General features: G+C 44.4%; 15 protein-coding genes and 1 pseudogene. 2 read left to right on the top strand and 14 right to left on the bottom strand.

The annotated features are described in order from the left end of the window. Positions 1-48: 48 nt before the first annotated feature. Positions 49-969: an exopolyphosphatase gene (locus D7Y06_RS01785; protein WP_120406117.1), complete on the top strand. Its 921-nt coding sequence runs from the start codon at positions 49-51 to the stop codon at positions 967-969. A 172-nt stretch (positions 970-1141) separates the two neighbouring features. Here the strand turns inward: D7Y06_RS01785 and D7Y06_RS28495 are convergent. The 10 genes and pseudogenes from D7Y06_RS28495 to rsxC all read right to left on the bottom strand — a co-directional run. Next, positions 1142-1282 (bottom strand): annotated as a pseudogene (locus D7Y06_RS28495) (transposase); the annotation flags it as partial. Between the two features lie 210 nt (positions 1283-1492). After that, the gene (locus D7Y06_RS01775) at positions 1493-2674 is read right to left on the bottom strand and encodes an iron-containing alcohol dehydrogenase (RefSeq protein WP_120406116.1); all 1182 of its coding nucleotides are present in this window, start codon (positions 2672-2674) and stop codon (positions 1493-1495) included. 164 nt (positions 2675-2838) lie between these two features. Beyond that, entirely contained in the window at positions 2839-3750 is a 912-nt protein-coding gene (locus D7Y06_RS26820) for a M15 family metallopeptidase (RefSeq protein WP_243119036.1), read from the bottom strand. Between the two features lie 39 nt (positions 3751-3789). Next, a complete protein-coding gene (locus D7Y06_RS01765; RefSeq protein ID WP_120406115.1) occupies positions 3790-5178 on the bottom strand; it encodes an MATE family efflux transporter in 1389 nt (462 codons plus the stop codon). 160 nt (positions 5179-5338) lie between these two features. Continuing rightward, a complete protein-coding gene (gene rnfB, locus D7Y06_RS01760; RefSeq protein WP_120406114.1) occupies positions 5339-6130 on the bottom strand; it encodes an RnfABCDGE type electron transport complex subunit B in 792 nt (263 codons plus the stop codon). Positions 6131-6142: 12 nt separating this feature from the next. Then, the gene (rsxA, locus tag D7Y06_RS01755) at positions 6143-6718 is read right to left on the bottom strand and encodes an electron transport complex subunit RsxA (RefSeq protein WP_120406113.1); all 576 of its coding nucleotides are present in this window, start codon (positions 6716-6718) and stop codon (positions 6143-6145) included. Between the two features lie 14 nt (positions 6719-6732). Further along, positions 6733-7452: an electron transport complex subunit RsxE gene (gene rsxE / locus D7Y06_RS01750; RefSeq protein ID WP_120406112.1), complete on the bottom strand. Its 720-nt coding sequence runs from the start codon at positions 7450-7452 to the stop codon at positions 6733-6735. Then, positions 7452-8063 carry an FMN-binding protein gene (locus D7Y06_RS01745; protein ID WP_120406111.1) on the bottom strand — a complete coding sequence of 204 codons (612 nt, stop codon included), beginning with the start codon at positions 8061-8063 and terminating at the stop codon, positions 7452-7454. Before D7Y06_RS01745 ends, rsxE begins: the two co-directional genes overlap by 1 nt. Continuing rightward, positions 8056-8997 (bottom strand): RnfABCDGE type electron transport complex subunit D, encoded by a 942-nt coding sequence (locus D7Y06_RS01740; RefSeq protein WP_120406110.1) that lies wholly within the window; start codon positions 8995-8997, stop codon positions 8056-8058. Before D7Y06_RS01740 ends, D7Y06_RS01745 begins: the two co-directional genes overlap by 8 nt. A 29-nt stretch (positions 8998-9026) precedes the next feature. After that, on the bottom strand, positions 9027-10346 hold the full coding sequence (rsxC, locus tag D7Y06_RS01735; RefSeq protein ID WP_120406109.1) for an electron transport complex subunit RsxC: 1320 nt from the start codon (positions 10344-10346) through the stop codon (positions 9027-9029). 200 nt (positions 10347-10546) lie between these two features. On the opposite strand from rsxC, the gene D7Y06_RS01730 reads away from it, so the two are divergent. Beyond that, positions 10547-11638 carry a ribonuclease H-like domain-containing protein gene (locus D7Y06_RS01730; RefSeq protein WP_158591190.1) on the top strand — a complete coding sequence of 364 codons (1092 nt, stop codon included), beginning with the start codon at positions 10547-10549 and terminating at the stop codon, positions 11636-11638. A gap of 98 nt (positions 11639-11736) precedes the next feature. On the opposite strand, the gene D7Y06_RS01725 is transcribed toward D7Y06_RS01730, so the two are convergent. The 4 genes from D7Y06_RS01725 to cmk are packed head-to-tail and all read right to left on the bottom strand — an operon-like array spanning position 11737 to position 15111. After that, complete coding sequence (locus D7Y06_RS01725; protein WP_120406107.1) at positions 11737-12516, bottom strand: CheR family methyltransferase; 780 nt, start codon at positions 12514-12516, stop codon at positions 11737-11739. Between the two features lie 15 nt (positions 12517-12531). Then, positions 12532-13617 carry a 30S ribosomal protein S1 gene (gene rpsA, locus D7Y06_RS01720; protein WP_120406106.1) on the bottom strand — a complete coding sequence of 362 codons (1086 nt, stop codon included), beginning with the start codon at positions 13615-13617 and terminating at the stop codon, positions 12532-12534. After that, positions 13598-14452, bottom strand: a complete 855-nt coding sequence (gene ispH / locus D7Y06_RS01715; protein ID WP_120406105.1) for a 4-hydroxy-3-methylbut-2-enyl diphosphate reductase — start codon at positions 14450-14452, stop codon at positions 13598-13600. Before ispH ends, rpsA begins: the two co-directional genes overlap by 20 nt. After that, positions 14443-15111, bottom strand: a complete 669-nt coding sequence (gene cmk, locus D7Y06_RS01710; protein WP_120406104.1) for a (d)CMP kinase — start codon at positions 15109-15111, stop codon at positions 14443-14445. The genes ispH and cmk overlap by 10 nt, the downstream gene beginning before the upstream one ends. Positions 15112-15128: the final 17 nt, after the last annotated feature.

Raw genomic sequence — 15128 nt, 5'->3', positions numbered from 1 at the left:
ATAATGGAATAAATGATAACAACTATGACTACATAAAGGAGAATGCATATGAGATTAGTCACACGTTCTGATTTTGACGGACTTGCCTGCGGTGTCCTTTTAAAGGAAGCAGGTATTATTGACCACTGGAAATTTGCCCATCCCAAAGATTTGCAGGATGGCCTGGTAGAAGTTACGGAGGACGACTGCCTGGCAAATGTACCCTATGTACAGGGCTGCGGTCTGTGGTTTGACCATCATTCCAGCGAACATGAAAGGCTTGCCCTTGCAGGAAAATATAAAGGAGAAAGCCGTATCACCCCTTCCTGCGCCCGCATTATCTATGAATATTACGGAGGAGGCGAAAAGTTTTCACATTTTGATGAAATGATGGTGGCTGTGGACAAAGTAGATTCCGGCAATCTCACCATTGATGAAATCCAGCATCCCACCGGATGGATTTTAATCGGCTTTCTGATGGACCCCCGCACCGGTCTTGGAAGATGGAGGAATTTTTCCATTTCCAATTACCAGTTAATGGAAAAACTTTTGGAAGCCTGCCATTCCATGACGGCAGAAGAAATTTTAGAGCTTTCCGATGTGAAAGAGCGTGTTGACGTTTATTTTGAACAGACGGAAAAATTTATGGAGATGGTGAAAAAATATACCACCACCGACGGAAATCTGCTTATTTCGGATTTAAGAGGGGTTGACCCCATCTACTCCGGCAACCGTTTCCTGATTTACAGCATGTACCCAGAGCAGAATGTCTCCGCCTGGATTGTCAGCGGACGGGGAGGGAAGGGATGCAGCGCAGCCGTGGGCTACAGCATCTTAAATAAAACCTGTACCCTTGACGTGGGCAGCCTGATGTTAAAATATAACGGCGGCGGCCACAAAAAAGTGGGAACCTGCCAGTTCTCCGATGAAATTATGGAAACTGACCTTCCCAAAATGTTAAAAGAATTATCAGAAATGGCAAATTCATAGAAATGGGAACTGTCGGGAAATAACGATTTTTGCCCCTGATATGTAAGAAGGAAACAGTCCCTTAGAAATTCAGGTGTTTTCAATTCCTTGGATTTTTACCGGGCTGTTTCCTCCATCTTTTTCGATCTCATGATATAGAAACCGGTGGTATTTCATGATGTTCCTGGAGCTTGATGATTGGGTTATACCCGGTTCTTCCCTTATCTGAATAGCAGGCCAGAAGGCCAGAAAAATCTAATTCCTCCATCACTTTTTTCAGGGTATAGACTGGATCGTCATCGGGTAAGCTCAATTCGTAGAAACTGAAATTAATTTTTTGTTACCCAATTTCAAAAAAATCGTTATCATAATCTTGTTTAAGCATAGTTCCATTATAATACCATGGAACGGAGAAAAGATGGTTGCCGCTAGCCATCTCTTTTCTTTTTCATGGATAAATTTCAGGGGCAGGCGTGATCCGCATGGATCACACCTGCCCCTGTGTAGGGCTATCTATTTTCCGACAGCCCCCTCCTCTCTCCTGTTAAAAATCAACTTCCGTTCCATAGAAGGTGCACTTAAACAGTTTTGCCATCTGCTCCGGCGTAATAGCCCTGGGATTTGACCCTGTGCAGGCATCTCCCACTGCATTTTCTGCTATGGAATCCAATTTCTCTAAAAATTCATCCTCTTTTACCCCAAATTCCTGAATGGTCTTTGGAATGTTCATTGCTCGGTTAAATTCTTCAATCTTTGCAATCAAAGCGTTCACCTGTGCCTTTTCCGATGTGCCGCCCAGGCCCACACGCCTTGCAATATCCGCATAGCGCCTCATAGCCTCCGGCTCATGGGCATTGTATTTGATCACGTAGGGCAGATAAATTGCATTTGCACATCCGTGAGGAATGTGCCCGGTGGAAAATGCTGCCCCTGTCTTATGTGCCATAGAGTGGACAATTCCCAAAAGGGCATTGGAAAATGCCTGGCCTGCCAGACACTGGGCATAATGCATCTCTTCTCTGGCATCCATATCACAGAGATAGGACTGGGGAAGATAATCAAATACCATCTCAATGGCTTTGATGGCAAGGGGGTCTGTAAAAGGACTGTTCAATGTGGAAACATATGCCTCAATGGCATGGGTCAAAGCGTCCATACCTGTATATGCCACCTGCTTGATAGGAAGGCTCTCCACCAATGCCGGGTCCACAATCGCCACATCCGGGGTAATCTCAAAGTCTGCCAGGGGATATTTGATTCCCTTTGCATAGTCGGTGATAACGGAAAATGCCGTTACTTCCGTAGCCGTACCTGATGTGGAAGGAATTGCGCAGAAACGCGCTTTTGTCCTGAGTTTGGGGAAATTGAAAGGCGTAATCAAATCCTCAAAGGTGGTATCGGGATATTCGTAAAATGCCCACATCGCTTTTGCCGCATCAATGGGGGAACCGCCGCCGATAGAAACAATCCAGTCCGGCTGAAATTCCTGCATGGCCGCCGCACCCTTCATAACCGTCTCCACAGAAGGGTCAGGCTCTACGCCTTCAAAAAACCTTACCTCCATGCCGGCTTCCTTAAGATAACCCTCAACCTTATCCAAAAAGCCTCCTCTTCTCATGGAGCTGCCCCCGGAAACCACGATTGCCTTTGTGCCGGAAAGATTTTTCAGATTCTCCAGAGAATCCTTTCCATAGTACAAATCCCTTGGTAACGTAAATCTTGCCATTTCTTATCCTCCTTCATAAAAATATACTTCTCCATATACTCGTTCCGGTTTTGTTAAGTTTTTCACATAGCTATGTTATAACACAAAATGCATAAAATTTCAACTGTAAATACTGTTGTTTTTGACAGATTTGCATAAATGTATGATTTAGCAAGTAAAGAATTTCACTCTTTCTCAAAATGCTGGTAATCCTTCACGCTGTTCCAGCTCCCGCCCCAGGTAAATCCCGCCTGGGTAAAAAGCTGGTATGCCAAATCATATTCATCTATTTTATAATCAAACTCTTTCGTCCTGTCCGCATACGCCCCGGAACTTTCCGGCTGACAGATACTACTTCCATTTACCTGTTTCACATAAGGGTTGTACTTTGGGTTTAAATCGACAGCCATGCCGTAGCTGTGGTTAGAAAGCTTATCGCTTCCTGCAATGGTGCGGTAATTAAAAGCGGATGTATTATTTGCCTCCATGGAAGCCTCATCTTCCCCGGCATATTCATCCACCAAAACCATGCGCTCTATGGGATAACGGTTCTCATACAGTTCCCGGAAAATATGTAACACATCTTCCTTAATTTTCTGGTTCACAATCATCTCCCCCACATAGGTATTGCCGTCCAATCCATAGTACAGCATCCGAAGATAGGCTAAATCCGTCAAGGCCACATGGGGATTCTCCTGATAGGAAATCCCCTGTATTCTTGGCAGTTCCTGTGTGATATCCCCCTCATAAAACAGCCGCCCTGCGGTTTCCTCCGGCAAATATCCCTGGAATGCACAGACCCCTGGGGATAAAGATAAGATTCTCTCATATTCCTTTTCTACATTCAGGACTTCTGACAGGGTTTCCTCTGTCTGGATTATATCATTTCCACTTTCAGATTCTGTCCCCAAATCCTGGATTTTCATATTTTCTGTAAAATCTTTCTTTGCTGCAATGGCAGAATCCTTATATTTTATTTTCACTAGGAAAATAAAGGAGAAGAAACAAATTATTGCAAAAATACAAAAAAGAGACAGGGTGAAAACTTTAAACCTCTGGTTTCTTTTTCTTCTCCGCCGCCGCTCTCTGTCATTCATGTGCGCCCCCTTTCCTGTCTATATAAATTCAAATCACTGTTATACCAAATCATTTACCCATATCCTCTTTTTAAGCAGAATAAAACCTATGACGCATTTAAAAATCTCAATTAACTGGCAGCACAGGAATACATATACAATATAAAGCCCCGTAAACCTGGTAAGGACAAAGGCCAGGGGAATGTTAAACACCCAGATATAAACGCTGTCAAATAGGAAGGTAATCCAGGTCTTCCCCCCGGAGCGCAGGGTAAAATAGGAGGCATGCATAAAGGCGTACAATGGCATACAGGCGGAGGAAATCCGGATAAATCTTGTGGCTAATTCCCGCACATCCTGGGAGGTATTATAAATCTGGGGAAACAGGGGGGCAATGAGAAACATAGACATTCCCACCACAAAACAGCTTGACACGGAAAAGAAAATCATCTTCCGATCCGTATCCACCGCCTCCTCCAGTTTCCCGGCCCCTAAGAGCTGCCCTACCACAATGGCAATAGAAGAACCCAGGGCAATAAAAACCACGTTAAAGAGATTGGACACTGTGGAAGAAATATTTAACCCCGCCACCACTGCCAGTCCCCTGGTAGAATAGCACTGGTTCAGCATAGCCGTACCTAATGACCACAAGGTTTCATTTATTAATAGGGGCATTCCCTTTTTTATAATCTCCAGGGTAAGATTTCCCGGTATGTGCATACTCTCAAAAGCTCCCACAATAAATTTATTCTCCTCCCTGTGCCTGTGGGTCCAGGAAATAATAATGCCCGCCTCTAAAAATCTGGCAGTTACCGTTGCAATAGCTGCCCCCTCCACTCCAAAGGAAGGAATGGGCCCCACACCAAAGATCAGGATATAGTCTAACACCAGGTTTGTCAAAACAGCCGCCACCCCGGATTTCATGGGAAGAATGGTCTCTCCCGTCTCCCTTAAAGTCCCGGCATACACCTGGGTAAGGGCTGCAGGCACAAGTCCCATCAGCATAATTTTAAGATAGGAACTGCCATATCGGTAGGTGGTTTCCAAATCCCCTGCCTGACCGCTGCCCTCATGGAGAAAAAGATGAATCAGGGGGGTTCTGAAAAAATATAAAACAACAATCCATCCAAAAGCCAAAAATAAGCCGCAGAGGATTTTAAACCGAAAGGCATACTGCACTCCCTTATGGTCCCCTTTCCCGAAAAACTGGGCCCCGAAAATTCCTGCGGCGGAAACGCAGCCAAAAATGCAGATGTTAAACACCATCATCAACTGGTTCACAATAGCCACCCCGGACATCTGCTCCGTCCCCACACGGCCCACCATAATATTATCCAAAAGCACCACCAGGTTAGTGATACTGTTTTGCACAATAATAGGTATAGCCACAAGGAGAACCATCCTGTAAAACGTTTTATCTCCAATAAATAATTCTTTTAACCTTCTCATTCTCTCTCACTTCCCGCAATACAAAACTTATTTGATATGATACAAAAAAAGATGCCAAAACCACATCTGTAAAACATGATTTTAGCATCTTTCCAATCCTTTTTCAAGTTATAAAAAACGAAACATATCAATCCCGGATTTTTGTCTCCTGGCACAAAGACTAAAGGATAATCTTCTTAGGACACTTCTCGGCACAGATTCCGCATCCGGTACATTTCTCCTGGTCAATATATGCCACATTGTCCGCCACATGAATAGCATCGCTGGGACAATTCTTCTCACATAAGTGGCAGCCGATACAACCTACGGAACATCCCTTCATAACATCCTTGCCCTTGTCCTTGGAACTGCAGGAAACAAGATGCTTTGCATCGTAGGGAACCAGCTCGATTAAATGTTTCGGACATGCGGCTACGCACTTTCCGCAGGCTTTGCAGGCTTCTTTGTCCACCTTTGCAATTCCGTCCACAATATGGACTGCGTCAAAAGGACATGCCTTTACACAGCTACCAAAGCCAAGACAGCCATAATTACAGGTTTTTGCCCCGCCGCCGGGCACAAAGGCCATAGCGCCGCAGTCTTCCACACCTGTGTAATTGTAGTCCTGTTTTGCCTTTTCACAGGTTCCGGCACATTTTACAAACGCCACCTGCCTTACGCTGTCCCCTGCAGAAACCCCCATAATCTCACCAATCTGGTTTCCCACCGGAGCACCGCCCACGGGACACTGATTCACCGGAGCCTCTCCTTTTACAATAGCGGCAGCCAGACCGGAACATCCGGCATAGCCGCAGCCACCACAATTATTACCTGGAAGGACACCCATAATAGCCTCTTCCCTGGGGTCAACTTCCACTTTGAATTTTTCTCCGGAAATACCAAGGAAAAATCCAATAAAAAGCCCTACACCGCCTACAACAACGGCCGCAATTAAAATTGCCTGTACACTCATCTGTTTTTCCTCCTAAATCATTCCTGAGAATCCCATAAACGCAATTGACATCAGACATGCGGTAATCAGTACAATCGCAGTACCCTGGAAGGGTTTGGGAATATCATTGTATTCAATTTTTTCACGGAGCCCCGCCATAATCACAATGGCAATAAAGAATCCCACTGCCGTTGCAAAACCGTTGACAACGCTCTCTAAAATATTGTACTCCTTGGTTACGTTATTTAATGCCACTCCAAGCACTGCACAGTTTGTTGTAATCAAAGGGAGGTAAACACCCAGACTCTCATACAGTGACGGAATGGATTTCTTTAAGAACATCTCCACAAACTGAACCAGTGCGGCAATCACAAGGATAAAGACGATTGTCTGCAGATACTGGATATCCAGTGGAGTCAAAATAAATTTGTAAATTAATGCTGTGACAAAGGATGCGATGGTGATAACAAAGATTACCGCACCGCCCATGCCCGCAGCCGTTTCCGTTTTCTTAGATACTCCCAAAAATGGACAGATACCCAAGAACTGGCTTAAAACAACGTTATTTACAATAGCGGAAGCAACTGCAATTAATAATAATGTTTTCATCCGTATCTATCCTCCTATTCTGATTTTGCAGCCGAAGCTGAATTCTGGCTTTTTCCGGTACATGCAGAAGACATTCCGCAGGAAGCGCAGTCTCCGGTAATACATCCGGAAGGCGCAGCCAAAGGTTTGCCCTTTGCATCCATTCTAACCCTTACAATATTCATAATGGCAACAAGAACTGCCAGCACCAGGAATGCCCCGGGAGCCATAACAAAGATTGTGATAGGGGTAAACCACTCTAAGGAAAGAACCTGTACTCCAAAAAGCTGTCCTGCCCCTAAAATTTCCCTGACAATACTGATGCAGGTAAGGCCGAAAGTAAATCCAAGGCCCATACCGATACCGTCAAAGATAGAGGGTACAGCCTCATTTTTGGAGGCATAGCTCTCCGCACGACCAAGGATAATACAGTTTACCACAATAAGGGGGATATACACCCCAAGCTGTGCCGCAAGGGCCGGTGTATAAGCCTTCATAATAAATTCCACCATGGTTACAAGGGATGCCACAATGACAATATATGCAGGCATACGCACACCGTTTGGAATCACCTTGCGGAACAGGGAAATCAAAAGGTTGGAAAGGACAAGCACCACTGTGGTGGAAAGCCCCATGCCAAGCCCATTCACCGCTGCCGTAGTAACAGCCAGGGTGGGACACATACCAAGCATTAATACAAAAGTAGGATTTTCTTTGATAATACCGTTATATAAACGTTCTGTATTCTTATTCATTAATTTGCGCCTCCTTCCAGTACGTTATGGAAGTATGTAATACATGCATTGACACCGTTTGCCATAGCCTTAGAACTTATGGTTGCGCCGGAAACAGATTCCACTTCGCTGTCGGATGCAGGAGGATTTTTAACAATGGTAAAGCTGTCCACAAGCTTCCCTGCAAACTGGCTGTAAAAAGCTTCCTCATTTACCTTCATCCCCAGCCCCGGAGTCTCTGAAATATTGGTAATAGAATAACCATTCACCGTTCCGTCATTGGCAATGCCCACGGAAAAAGTGATATTTGCCTGGCTGGCGTCTTTTGCAATTACGGTAATGACATAGCCTAAGGTGCTGCCGCCCCCGTCCATTGCCACCTGTACATCGGTGATTTCATCGCTGAAACCGCCCTCCTCCATAACGGAAAGTGCAGCCTCTTTATCGAACTCCCCGTAAGCTTCAAAGCTTTCCGCATCTGCAAACACGGTCTGGTAAGCCGCCTGGGACTTCGCTTTATCAGCAGCGGCGATAGGGTCTTTTGTAATTCCATAGACAAGACCAAGGACAAAGCCAAGCACCAAAGTAAATGCAGTTAAAATCATAGCGTCATGTACAATTTTTTTATTCATGCTTCTTTGCCTCCTTTACCACGCCAAATGCTCTTGGCACCGTATAACGCTCAATCATTGGAACTAACAGGTTGCTTAAAATAATGGCAAAGGAAACGCCCTCTGCATTTGCCCCGAAGGTACGGAACAGACCTGTGAAAATTCCAAGACAGATACCAAACACAATTTTTCCCATTGGGGTAATGGGGGATGTGACATAGTCCGTGGCCATAAAGAATGCCCCAAGCATTAAACCGCCGCCGCAAAGCTGTGCCACAATGTAATTTCCATCGAATCCGTGGCCGCTGAAAAGCAGAAGGAATACCACAAATGTCACAATATAAGTTGCGGGAATCCTTAAATCAATAACTCCCAGCAAAATCAGGATAATAGCCCCGATTAAAACGGCGATGGCGGAAGTCTCCCCGATGGTACCTGCCGTCCTTCCGATAAACATATCCATAAGGTTTACGGATTCTCCGTTTCGGATTGCCGCAAGGGGAGTTGCCCCTGAGTAGGAATCAATGGTAAAGTTTGTCATATCTGCTGCAAAAGCGATTAACAGGAAACACCTTGCCCCAAGGGCAGGGTTCATAAAGTTTTGCCCCAGGCCGCCAAAGAGCATTTTTACCACGATAATTGCAAATGCGCCGCCGATCACGGCCTCCCACCAGGGAAGGGTTGCGGGAAGGTTTAATGCCAAAAGCAGTCCTGTCACGATACAGCTGCAGTCCTGTATGGTACTCTCTTTATGTACGATTTTTTCGTAAATCCATTCGGAAGCAATACAGCTTGCGATGGTAACAACAATTAAAATTGCTGCTTTTATTCCAAAGTTGTAAATACCGAAAGCCGTGGTGGGCAGCAATGCAAGAATAACATACTGCATAATCCGGCTGCTGGTATCTTTGGAACGAACATGTGGTGACGATGATACGTTAAATAAATCACTCACAAAAATTCACCTCTTTCTATCATTTTATCTTATTTTTTTCTCTTTGCCGCCAGTGCCTGTTTCTTCATAGTCTTTACTGCCTGTGCCAATGGACGTTTTGCCGGACAGACAAAACTGCAGCTTCCGCACTCCACGCACTCAAGGCCGTGCCATTTCTCAAACACATCCATAAGGCCGTTTTTGGAAAAATCCGCAAGCCTGGAGGGAATCAAAAGTTCCGGACATGCCTCCACACAGCGTCCGCAGTTGATGCAGGCCGTCTCTTTAAATGCCTCCACTTCATCCTCCGTAAAGCAGAGAAGTGCGGAGGAAGTTTTTGTTGCAGGGATATTAAGGCCAAAAAGGGCAAATCCCATCATGGGGCCTCCTGCAATCATCTTCTTGCAGTCTCCTTTAAAGCCTCCTGCAGCGTCTAACATTTCCTGGTAATTTGTACCGATGCAGATATAGAAGTTCTGAGGTTCTGCCACCGCATTTCCCGTTACGGTAAAGATACGGTTCATCAGAGGCTGTCCCAATGCAACTGCATTGTAAATTGCCACCAACGTCTCCACATTGTCAACGATACATCCCGCATCCGCCGGAAGCATCTTTGAGTTTATGGAGCGCTTTGTCACCGCATAGATCAGCTGACGCTCACCGCCCTGGGGATATTTTGTCATCAGCTCCGCCACTTCCATCCGGGGCTCATCTTTTACCAGCTCTTTTAATTTGGCAATACAGTCCGGCTTGTTATCCTCCACGCCAAATACGCCTTTTGCCTTTGGGAAAAGCTGCAAAACAATTTTCATGCCGGCTACCAGTTTTTCCGGCTGCTCTATCATCCTGCGGTAATCGGAAGTCAGATAAGGCTCACATTCCGCACAGTTTGCAATAATGTACTCAATCTTATCCGGCTCCTTGGGAGAAAGTTTTACATGGGTTGGGAATCCTGCACCCCCCATACCTACTACACCGGCCTCTTTAATCTTGCCGATAATCTCTTCATTGGAGAGTTTTGTCACATCATCTGTCTTTACAAACTCTGCCTCTTTCATCTCGCCGTCACTTTCGATTATGATGGAGTTCACCATATCGCCAACCGCAACCCGGCGCGGTTCGATTGCTTTCACTGTTCCTGAAACAGATGCATAAATCGGGGAGGATACAAATCCGCCGGCTTCTGCAATCTTCTGCCCTCTTAATACAGTGTCGCCAACTGCAACAATTGGAGTTGCTGGCGCTCCGATATGCTGAGATAACGGAAATACCAGTTCGCCTTTGGGTAATAATTCGCTGACTGGCTTATCTTTGGATAAGTCTTTTCCATCATAAGGATGGACGCCGCCTTTAAATGTCATTAAACCCATTTCTCGTGCCCCACTTTCTTAAAAAATTTGTAAATCCCTGTACGCAAAAAATGTACAAGAACGTCATCTTATAAATTATATCATAAAAAGCGCCTGCTGAAATACCTTTTTTGTACTTTTTTTCATACTTCTTAATTTTTTCTTAATATGCTATACTAAGTATCATAACTTGTACAATTCTATCAGACAGGAGGCTTCCTTTGGAGATAATACATAAAACCATTCCCGCGCCAAAAGACTGTTATACCGATACATATTTGAAAAACAACACCGCTTTTTTTGATATTGAAACTACTGGTTTTTCTGCCAAAAACTGTTTTATATACCTAATTGGCCTTGTCATAAGAAAGGACGAAACCCTGGAAATCTTTCAGTTTTTTGCAGAAAATCCCATGGAAGAAAAAGAGATTTTAACCGCTTTTTACCGCTACCTCTCTCCTGTTTCCACACTGATATGCTACAACGGCCTTACTTTTGACATACCCTTTTTAAAGCAGCGGACGGAAAAACAAAATCTTTCCTTTTCCTGGGAAAATTTCCGGATTATGGATATTTATCAAGAAATGCGGCCCTTTTTAAATCTTTTGCATCTGCCGGATAAGAAACAAAAAACACTGGAAATGTTTTTGGGCATCCAACGGGAGGATTCCTACACAGGGGGGGAGCTTGTGGCTGTCTACAAGGAGTATGAAAAACAGCCCGCAGAAGAAAAAAAATCCCTTTTACTCCTCCACAATTATGAGGATATTCTGGGCATGACAAAACTTCTGCCCCTGTTTTCTTACCTTCGCTTTTTTGCCGGGGAGCCAGACATAACTTCCGCCAAGTTGGAAGAAACCCTTCCCTTCGGCGCCGATTCCCCCAAAAAGGAACTTCAAATCACCCTGAATACATCCCTGCCCTTTCCTGCAAGACTTACAGTGGAAAAGGAAATGTACCGCCTCACTTTCCGGGAAAATCATGTTTATCTCTTCATCCCGGTTTTGGAAGGGGAACTGTATTTTTACTATGAAAATTACAAAGACTACTACTATCTGCCCTTAGAAGATATGGCAGTCCACAAAAGCGTCGCCTCCTTCGTGGACAAATCCCACAGGAAAAAAGCCACAAAAAGCAACTGTTATACCAGGCGCCGGGGGCTGTTTCTTCCCCAGCAGGCGGATTGGTTTGCCCCCTGCTTTTATCCTGGAAAAATAGAAAAATCCTCCTGGTTTGAATACGGGGGAGATTTTTTATCTGATTCTAAAAAAATAGCTCTTTATGTAAAAAATGTCCTGTCCCTCTTTATCTAATCTATGCAGAAACAGGAAGATAAGAACGGAAAATTTTCATCCCCATGCAGACCTGCACAAAAAAGCCGCCCCATGGATTTTCATGGAGCGGCCTGATATTACTGTTCCCTTGAGAAAAAGAAACTGCTTTTCCTCGCAAAATTTATGGCCTTATAATTCATAATCTGCTCTGTACTGCCGATAAACAGTACCCCGTCTTTTGTCAAAGATTGATTAAATTTCTTGTAAATTTCTTCCTTGGCATCCTCCGTAAAGTAGATTAGCACATTGCGGCACACAATCAAATGGCACTTGGTAGGATAGTCATCCTTTAACAGGTTATGCTGCTGGAACTGTACCCTGGATGTAATTTCCTTAGAAAGCTGGAAAGAATTTCCCACTTTCGTAAAATATTTCCGTTTAAAATCATCCGGGACTCCCGCAATGCTTTTTTCACTATACAATCCGATCCGGGCTGTATCCATCACCTGTCTGTCAATATCTGTGGCCAGAATTTTAATCTGGTTTAAAGGAATATGCCTGGAAAAAGCCATCACCAGAGAGTATGGCTCATCCCCGGTGGAACAGGCAGCACTCCAAATCTTTAAGGATTTGCCAAATTTCTGAATCAGTTCCGGAATAACCTCCTGGTCTAACAATTTCCACTGTTCCGGATTCCGATAAAACTCAGAGACATTTATGGTCAGAAAGTTTACAAACTGTTCAAATTTTTCCTTATCTTTTTTCAGCAGTTCCACGTAGGAATCGTAATTTGCCATTTTATTTTTGTTGATTAGAGTATCAATCCGCCTGCGCATCTGCTTTTCTTTGTAAGCATTTAAATCAATCTGGGTAAGACCAAAAACATTTTTTTTAAATTTTTCATAATCGCCAAGCATAGAAAAACCTCCGGTCTATTCTTCTACAGCAGTTTCACCCTCATCTTCCGGCGCAGCAAGTGCTTTCATACTCAAGCTGATTTTTTTGTCATCCTCATTGAAATCAACAATCTGAGCTTCAATTTCCTGGCCTACTGACAGCACATCCGCAGGTTTTTCAATATGCTCCTTTGCAATCTGTGACACATGCAAAAGGGCATCCACCCCCGGCGCCAGCTCTACAAATGCGCCAAAATCTGTCATGCGGGCAACTTTCCCCTTGATAACAGTTCCCACTGCAAAGCGGTTTGCAGCGTCATTCCATGGGTTATCCTCCGGGAATTTCATGCTCAGGGCGATTTTGGTATCGTTAATATCCTTGATAAATACTCTTACCACATCATCCACTTTAAATACTTTCTTGGGGCTCTCCACTCTGCCCCAGGACATTTCTGAAATATGAAGGAGCCCGTCTGCACCGCCCAAATCAATAAATGCACCGAAATCTGTCACATTCTTAACAGTTCCTTCCACTACATCCCCTACACTGATCTTGGAGAATAACTCTTTCTGCAGCTCGGCTTTTCTTGCGACTAATAACTGCTTTCTGTCTCCAATGACTCTTCTGCGGCGGGGATTGAACTCCGTAATCACAAACTCAATCTCCTGGTCTTTATATTTGTTTAAGTCTTTCTCATATGTATCGGAAACCAGACTTGCAGGAATAAACACTCTGCTCTCCTCCACAACCACGCTTAAACCTCCGCCCAAAACCTGAGCCACTTTTGCAGTGAGCACAGTCTGGTTTTCAAAAGCTTCCTCCAGCTTTTTGTTGCCTTTTTCAGCGGCAAGACGCTTGTAGGAGAGAAGAACCTGTCCCTCTCCGTCGTTTACTTTCACTACCTTTGCTTCCATGGAATCACCTACGGAGACAACAGTAGTTAAATCAAGACTTGATTCATTGGTATATTCGTTACGTGAAATAATGCCATCCGACTTGTATCCGATATTTAAGACGATTTCATCTGGTTTCACATCGATAACAGTTCCTTCGACTACCTCTCCGTTTCTTATTGTTTTAAATGATTCTTCCAGCATTTGTTCAAAGCTCATTTCTGACATTCTCTGAAACCTCCTCGATAATTTTGTTTGGGGTGGAAGCCCCTGCGGTAATACCTACGTTATCAATGGACCGAAACTTTTTTTTGTCCAAGTCTTCAAGTGTCTGTATATAGTAAGTATTTTCACATTCTTTTTTGCATATTTCAAATAGCTTCTGCGTGTTGGAACTTTGGCGTCCGCCAATGACAATCATGGCATCTACTCTGCCGGCGATTTCCGCCGCTTCTTTCTGCCTGACTTCCGTAGCATTGCAGATAGTATTTAGAACAAGTATATCATAACCTTTTTTCTGAATAATTTCAACTAATTCTTGAAATTTGTTGTAATTAAATGTCGTTTGAGACACAATGCATACCTTTTCCCCTGGGGAAAGAGAAAATTTTTCAGCCTCCTCCCTGGTTTGTAGTACCGTAGTCCTATCTGCAAGGGACCAGCCTTTGATTCCCTCCACCTCCGGGTGGGAATCATTTCCGATAATCAGCACGTGATACCCCTTTTTGCTGTACTCCTCCACAATTTTATGGATTTTAAGGACAAAGGGACAGGTGGCATCTACAATTTGAAACCCCAGGCCCTGTATTTCTTCTTTGATTTCCCTGGAAATCCCATGGGAGCGGATAACTAAAACCCCTTTGGGAAGCCCGGAAAGCTCCTCCATATCCTTCACGGCGTGGACGCCTTTGCGCTCCAAATCCTCCACAACTTCTTCGTTATGGATAATAGGCCCGAAAGTATACACCGGAATCTTATGCTTTTTTGCCTCCCGGTATACCAGCTCCACCGCCCGCTTCACCCCAAAGCAAAACCCGGCAGACTCCGCTAATACTACCTGCATGACACTCTCTCCTGATATAATTTTTTTATGGACTCCACCACCTCTTCAATTCCCATATCTGAGGAGTCCACAAGCACTGCATCCCCTGCCTGTCTTAAAGGGGATATCTCCCGGTGCATATCCCTGTAATCCCTGTCTTTAATATCCTCTTCAATCTCCTGCAAATCACAGGAAATCTCTTTTTCTTCCAGTTCGTCAAAACGGCGTTTTGCCCTGGTATAACTGCTGGCAGTGAGATAAATCTTAAGCTCTGCCCTCGGCAGCACACAGGTTCCAATATCCCTTCCGTCCATGATCACATCTGCATCTTCAGCAAGTTTTTTCTGAAGAGCCACCAGTTTTTCCCTGACTTTTCCATATGTGCTCACAAGGCTTGCCATATTTCCCACTTCTTCCCTGCGTATTTCACCGCTTACGTTTTTCCCGTTTAAGATCACTTGCTGTTCTCCCCTGTCATACGCAATGGAAATCTCAATCTCTTCACAAGCGCCGCATATCTTTTCCTCCTCAGAAGCTTTGATGCCTTTTTCCAGAAAATATAACGCCATAGCCCGGTACATGGCCCCTGTATCCACATAGATAAAATTCAACTCTTTTGCCAGCCTTTTGGCAATGGTACTCTTTCCGGCACCCGCCGGTCCGTCTATTGCAATATTCATACATTTCTCCTTTATAT

The organism is Roseburia sp. 1XD42-69 (assembly GCF_003612565.1).
Classification (GTDB): Bacteria; Bacillota; Clostridia; order Lachnospirales; family Lachnospiraceae; genus Roseburia_B.
This window is presented reverse-complemented; position numbering and strand designations above follow the sequence as displayed.

What these genes read in the sequence shown, in the direction of transcription:
- D7Y06_RS01785 (WP_120406117.1), top strand. Translation starts at nt 49, where the DNA reads ATGAGATTAGTCACACGTTCTGATTTTGACGGACTTGCCTGCGGTGTC.
- D7Y06_RS01775 (WP_120406116.1), bottom strand. Translation starts at nt 2,674, where the DNA reads ATGGCAAGATTTACGTTACCAAGGGATTTGTACTATGGAAAGGATTCT.
- D7Y06_RS26820 (WP_243119036.1), bottom strand. Translation starts at nt 3,750, where the DNA reads ATGAATGACAGAGAGCGGCGGCGGAGAAGAAAAAGAAACCAGAGGTTT.
- D7Y06_RS01765 (WP_120406115.1), bottom strand. Translation starts at nt 5,178, where the DNA reads ATGAGAAGGTTAAAAGAATTATTTATTGGAGATAAAACGTTTTACAGG.
- rnfB (WP_120406114.1), bottom strand. Translation starts at nt 6,130, where the DNA reads ATGAGTGTACAGGCAATTTTAATTGCGGCCGTTGTTGTAGGCGGTGTA.
- rsxA (WP_120406113.1), bottom strand. Translation starts at nt 6,718, where the DNA reads ATGAAAACATTATTATTAATTGCAGTTGCTTCCGCTATTGTAAATAAC.
- rsxE (WP_120406112.1), bottom strand. Translation starts at nt 7,452, where the DNA reads ATGAATAAGAATACAGAACGTTTATATAACGGTATTATCAAAGAAAAT.
- D7Y06_RS01745 (WP_120406111.1), bottom strand. Translation starts at nt 8,063, where the DNA reads ATGAATAAAAAAATTGTACATGACGCTATGATTTTAACTGCATTTACT.
- rsxC (WP_120406109.1), bottom strand. Translation starts at nt 10,346, where the DNA reads ATGGGTTTAATGACATTTAAAGGCGGCGTCCATCCTTATGATGGAAAA.
- D7Y06_RS01725 (WP_120406107.1), bottom strand. Translation starts at nt 12,516, where the DNA reads ATGCTTGGCGATTATGAAAAATTTAAAAAAAATGTTTTTGGTCTTACC.
- rpsA (WP_120406106.1), bottom strand. Translation starts at nt 13,617, where the DNA reads ATGTCAGAAATGAGCTTTGAACAAATGCTGGAAGAATCATTTAAAACA.
- ispH (WP_120406105.1), bottom strand. Translation starts at nt 14,452, where the DNA reads ATGCAGGTAGTATTAGCGGAGTCTGCCGGGTTTTGCTTTGGGGTGAAG.
- cmk (WP_120406104.1), bottom strand. Translation starts at nt 15,111, where the DNA reads ATGAATATTGCAATAGACGGACCGGCGGGTGCCGGAAAGAGTACCATT.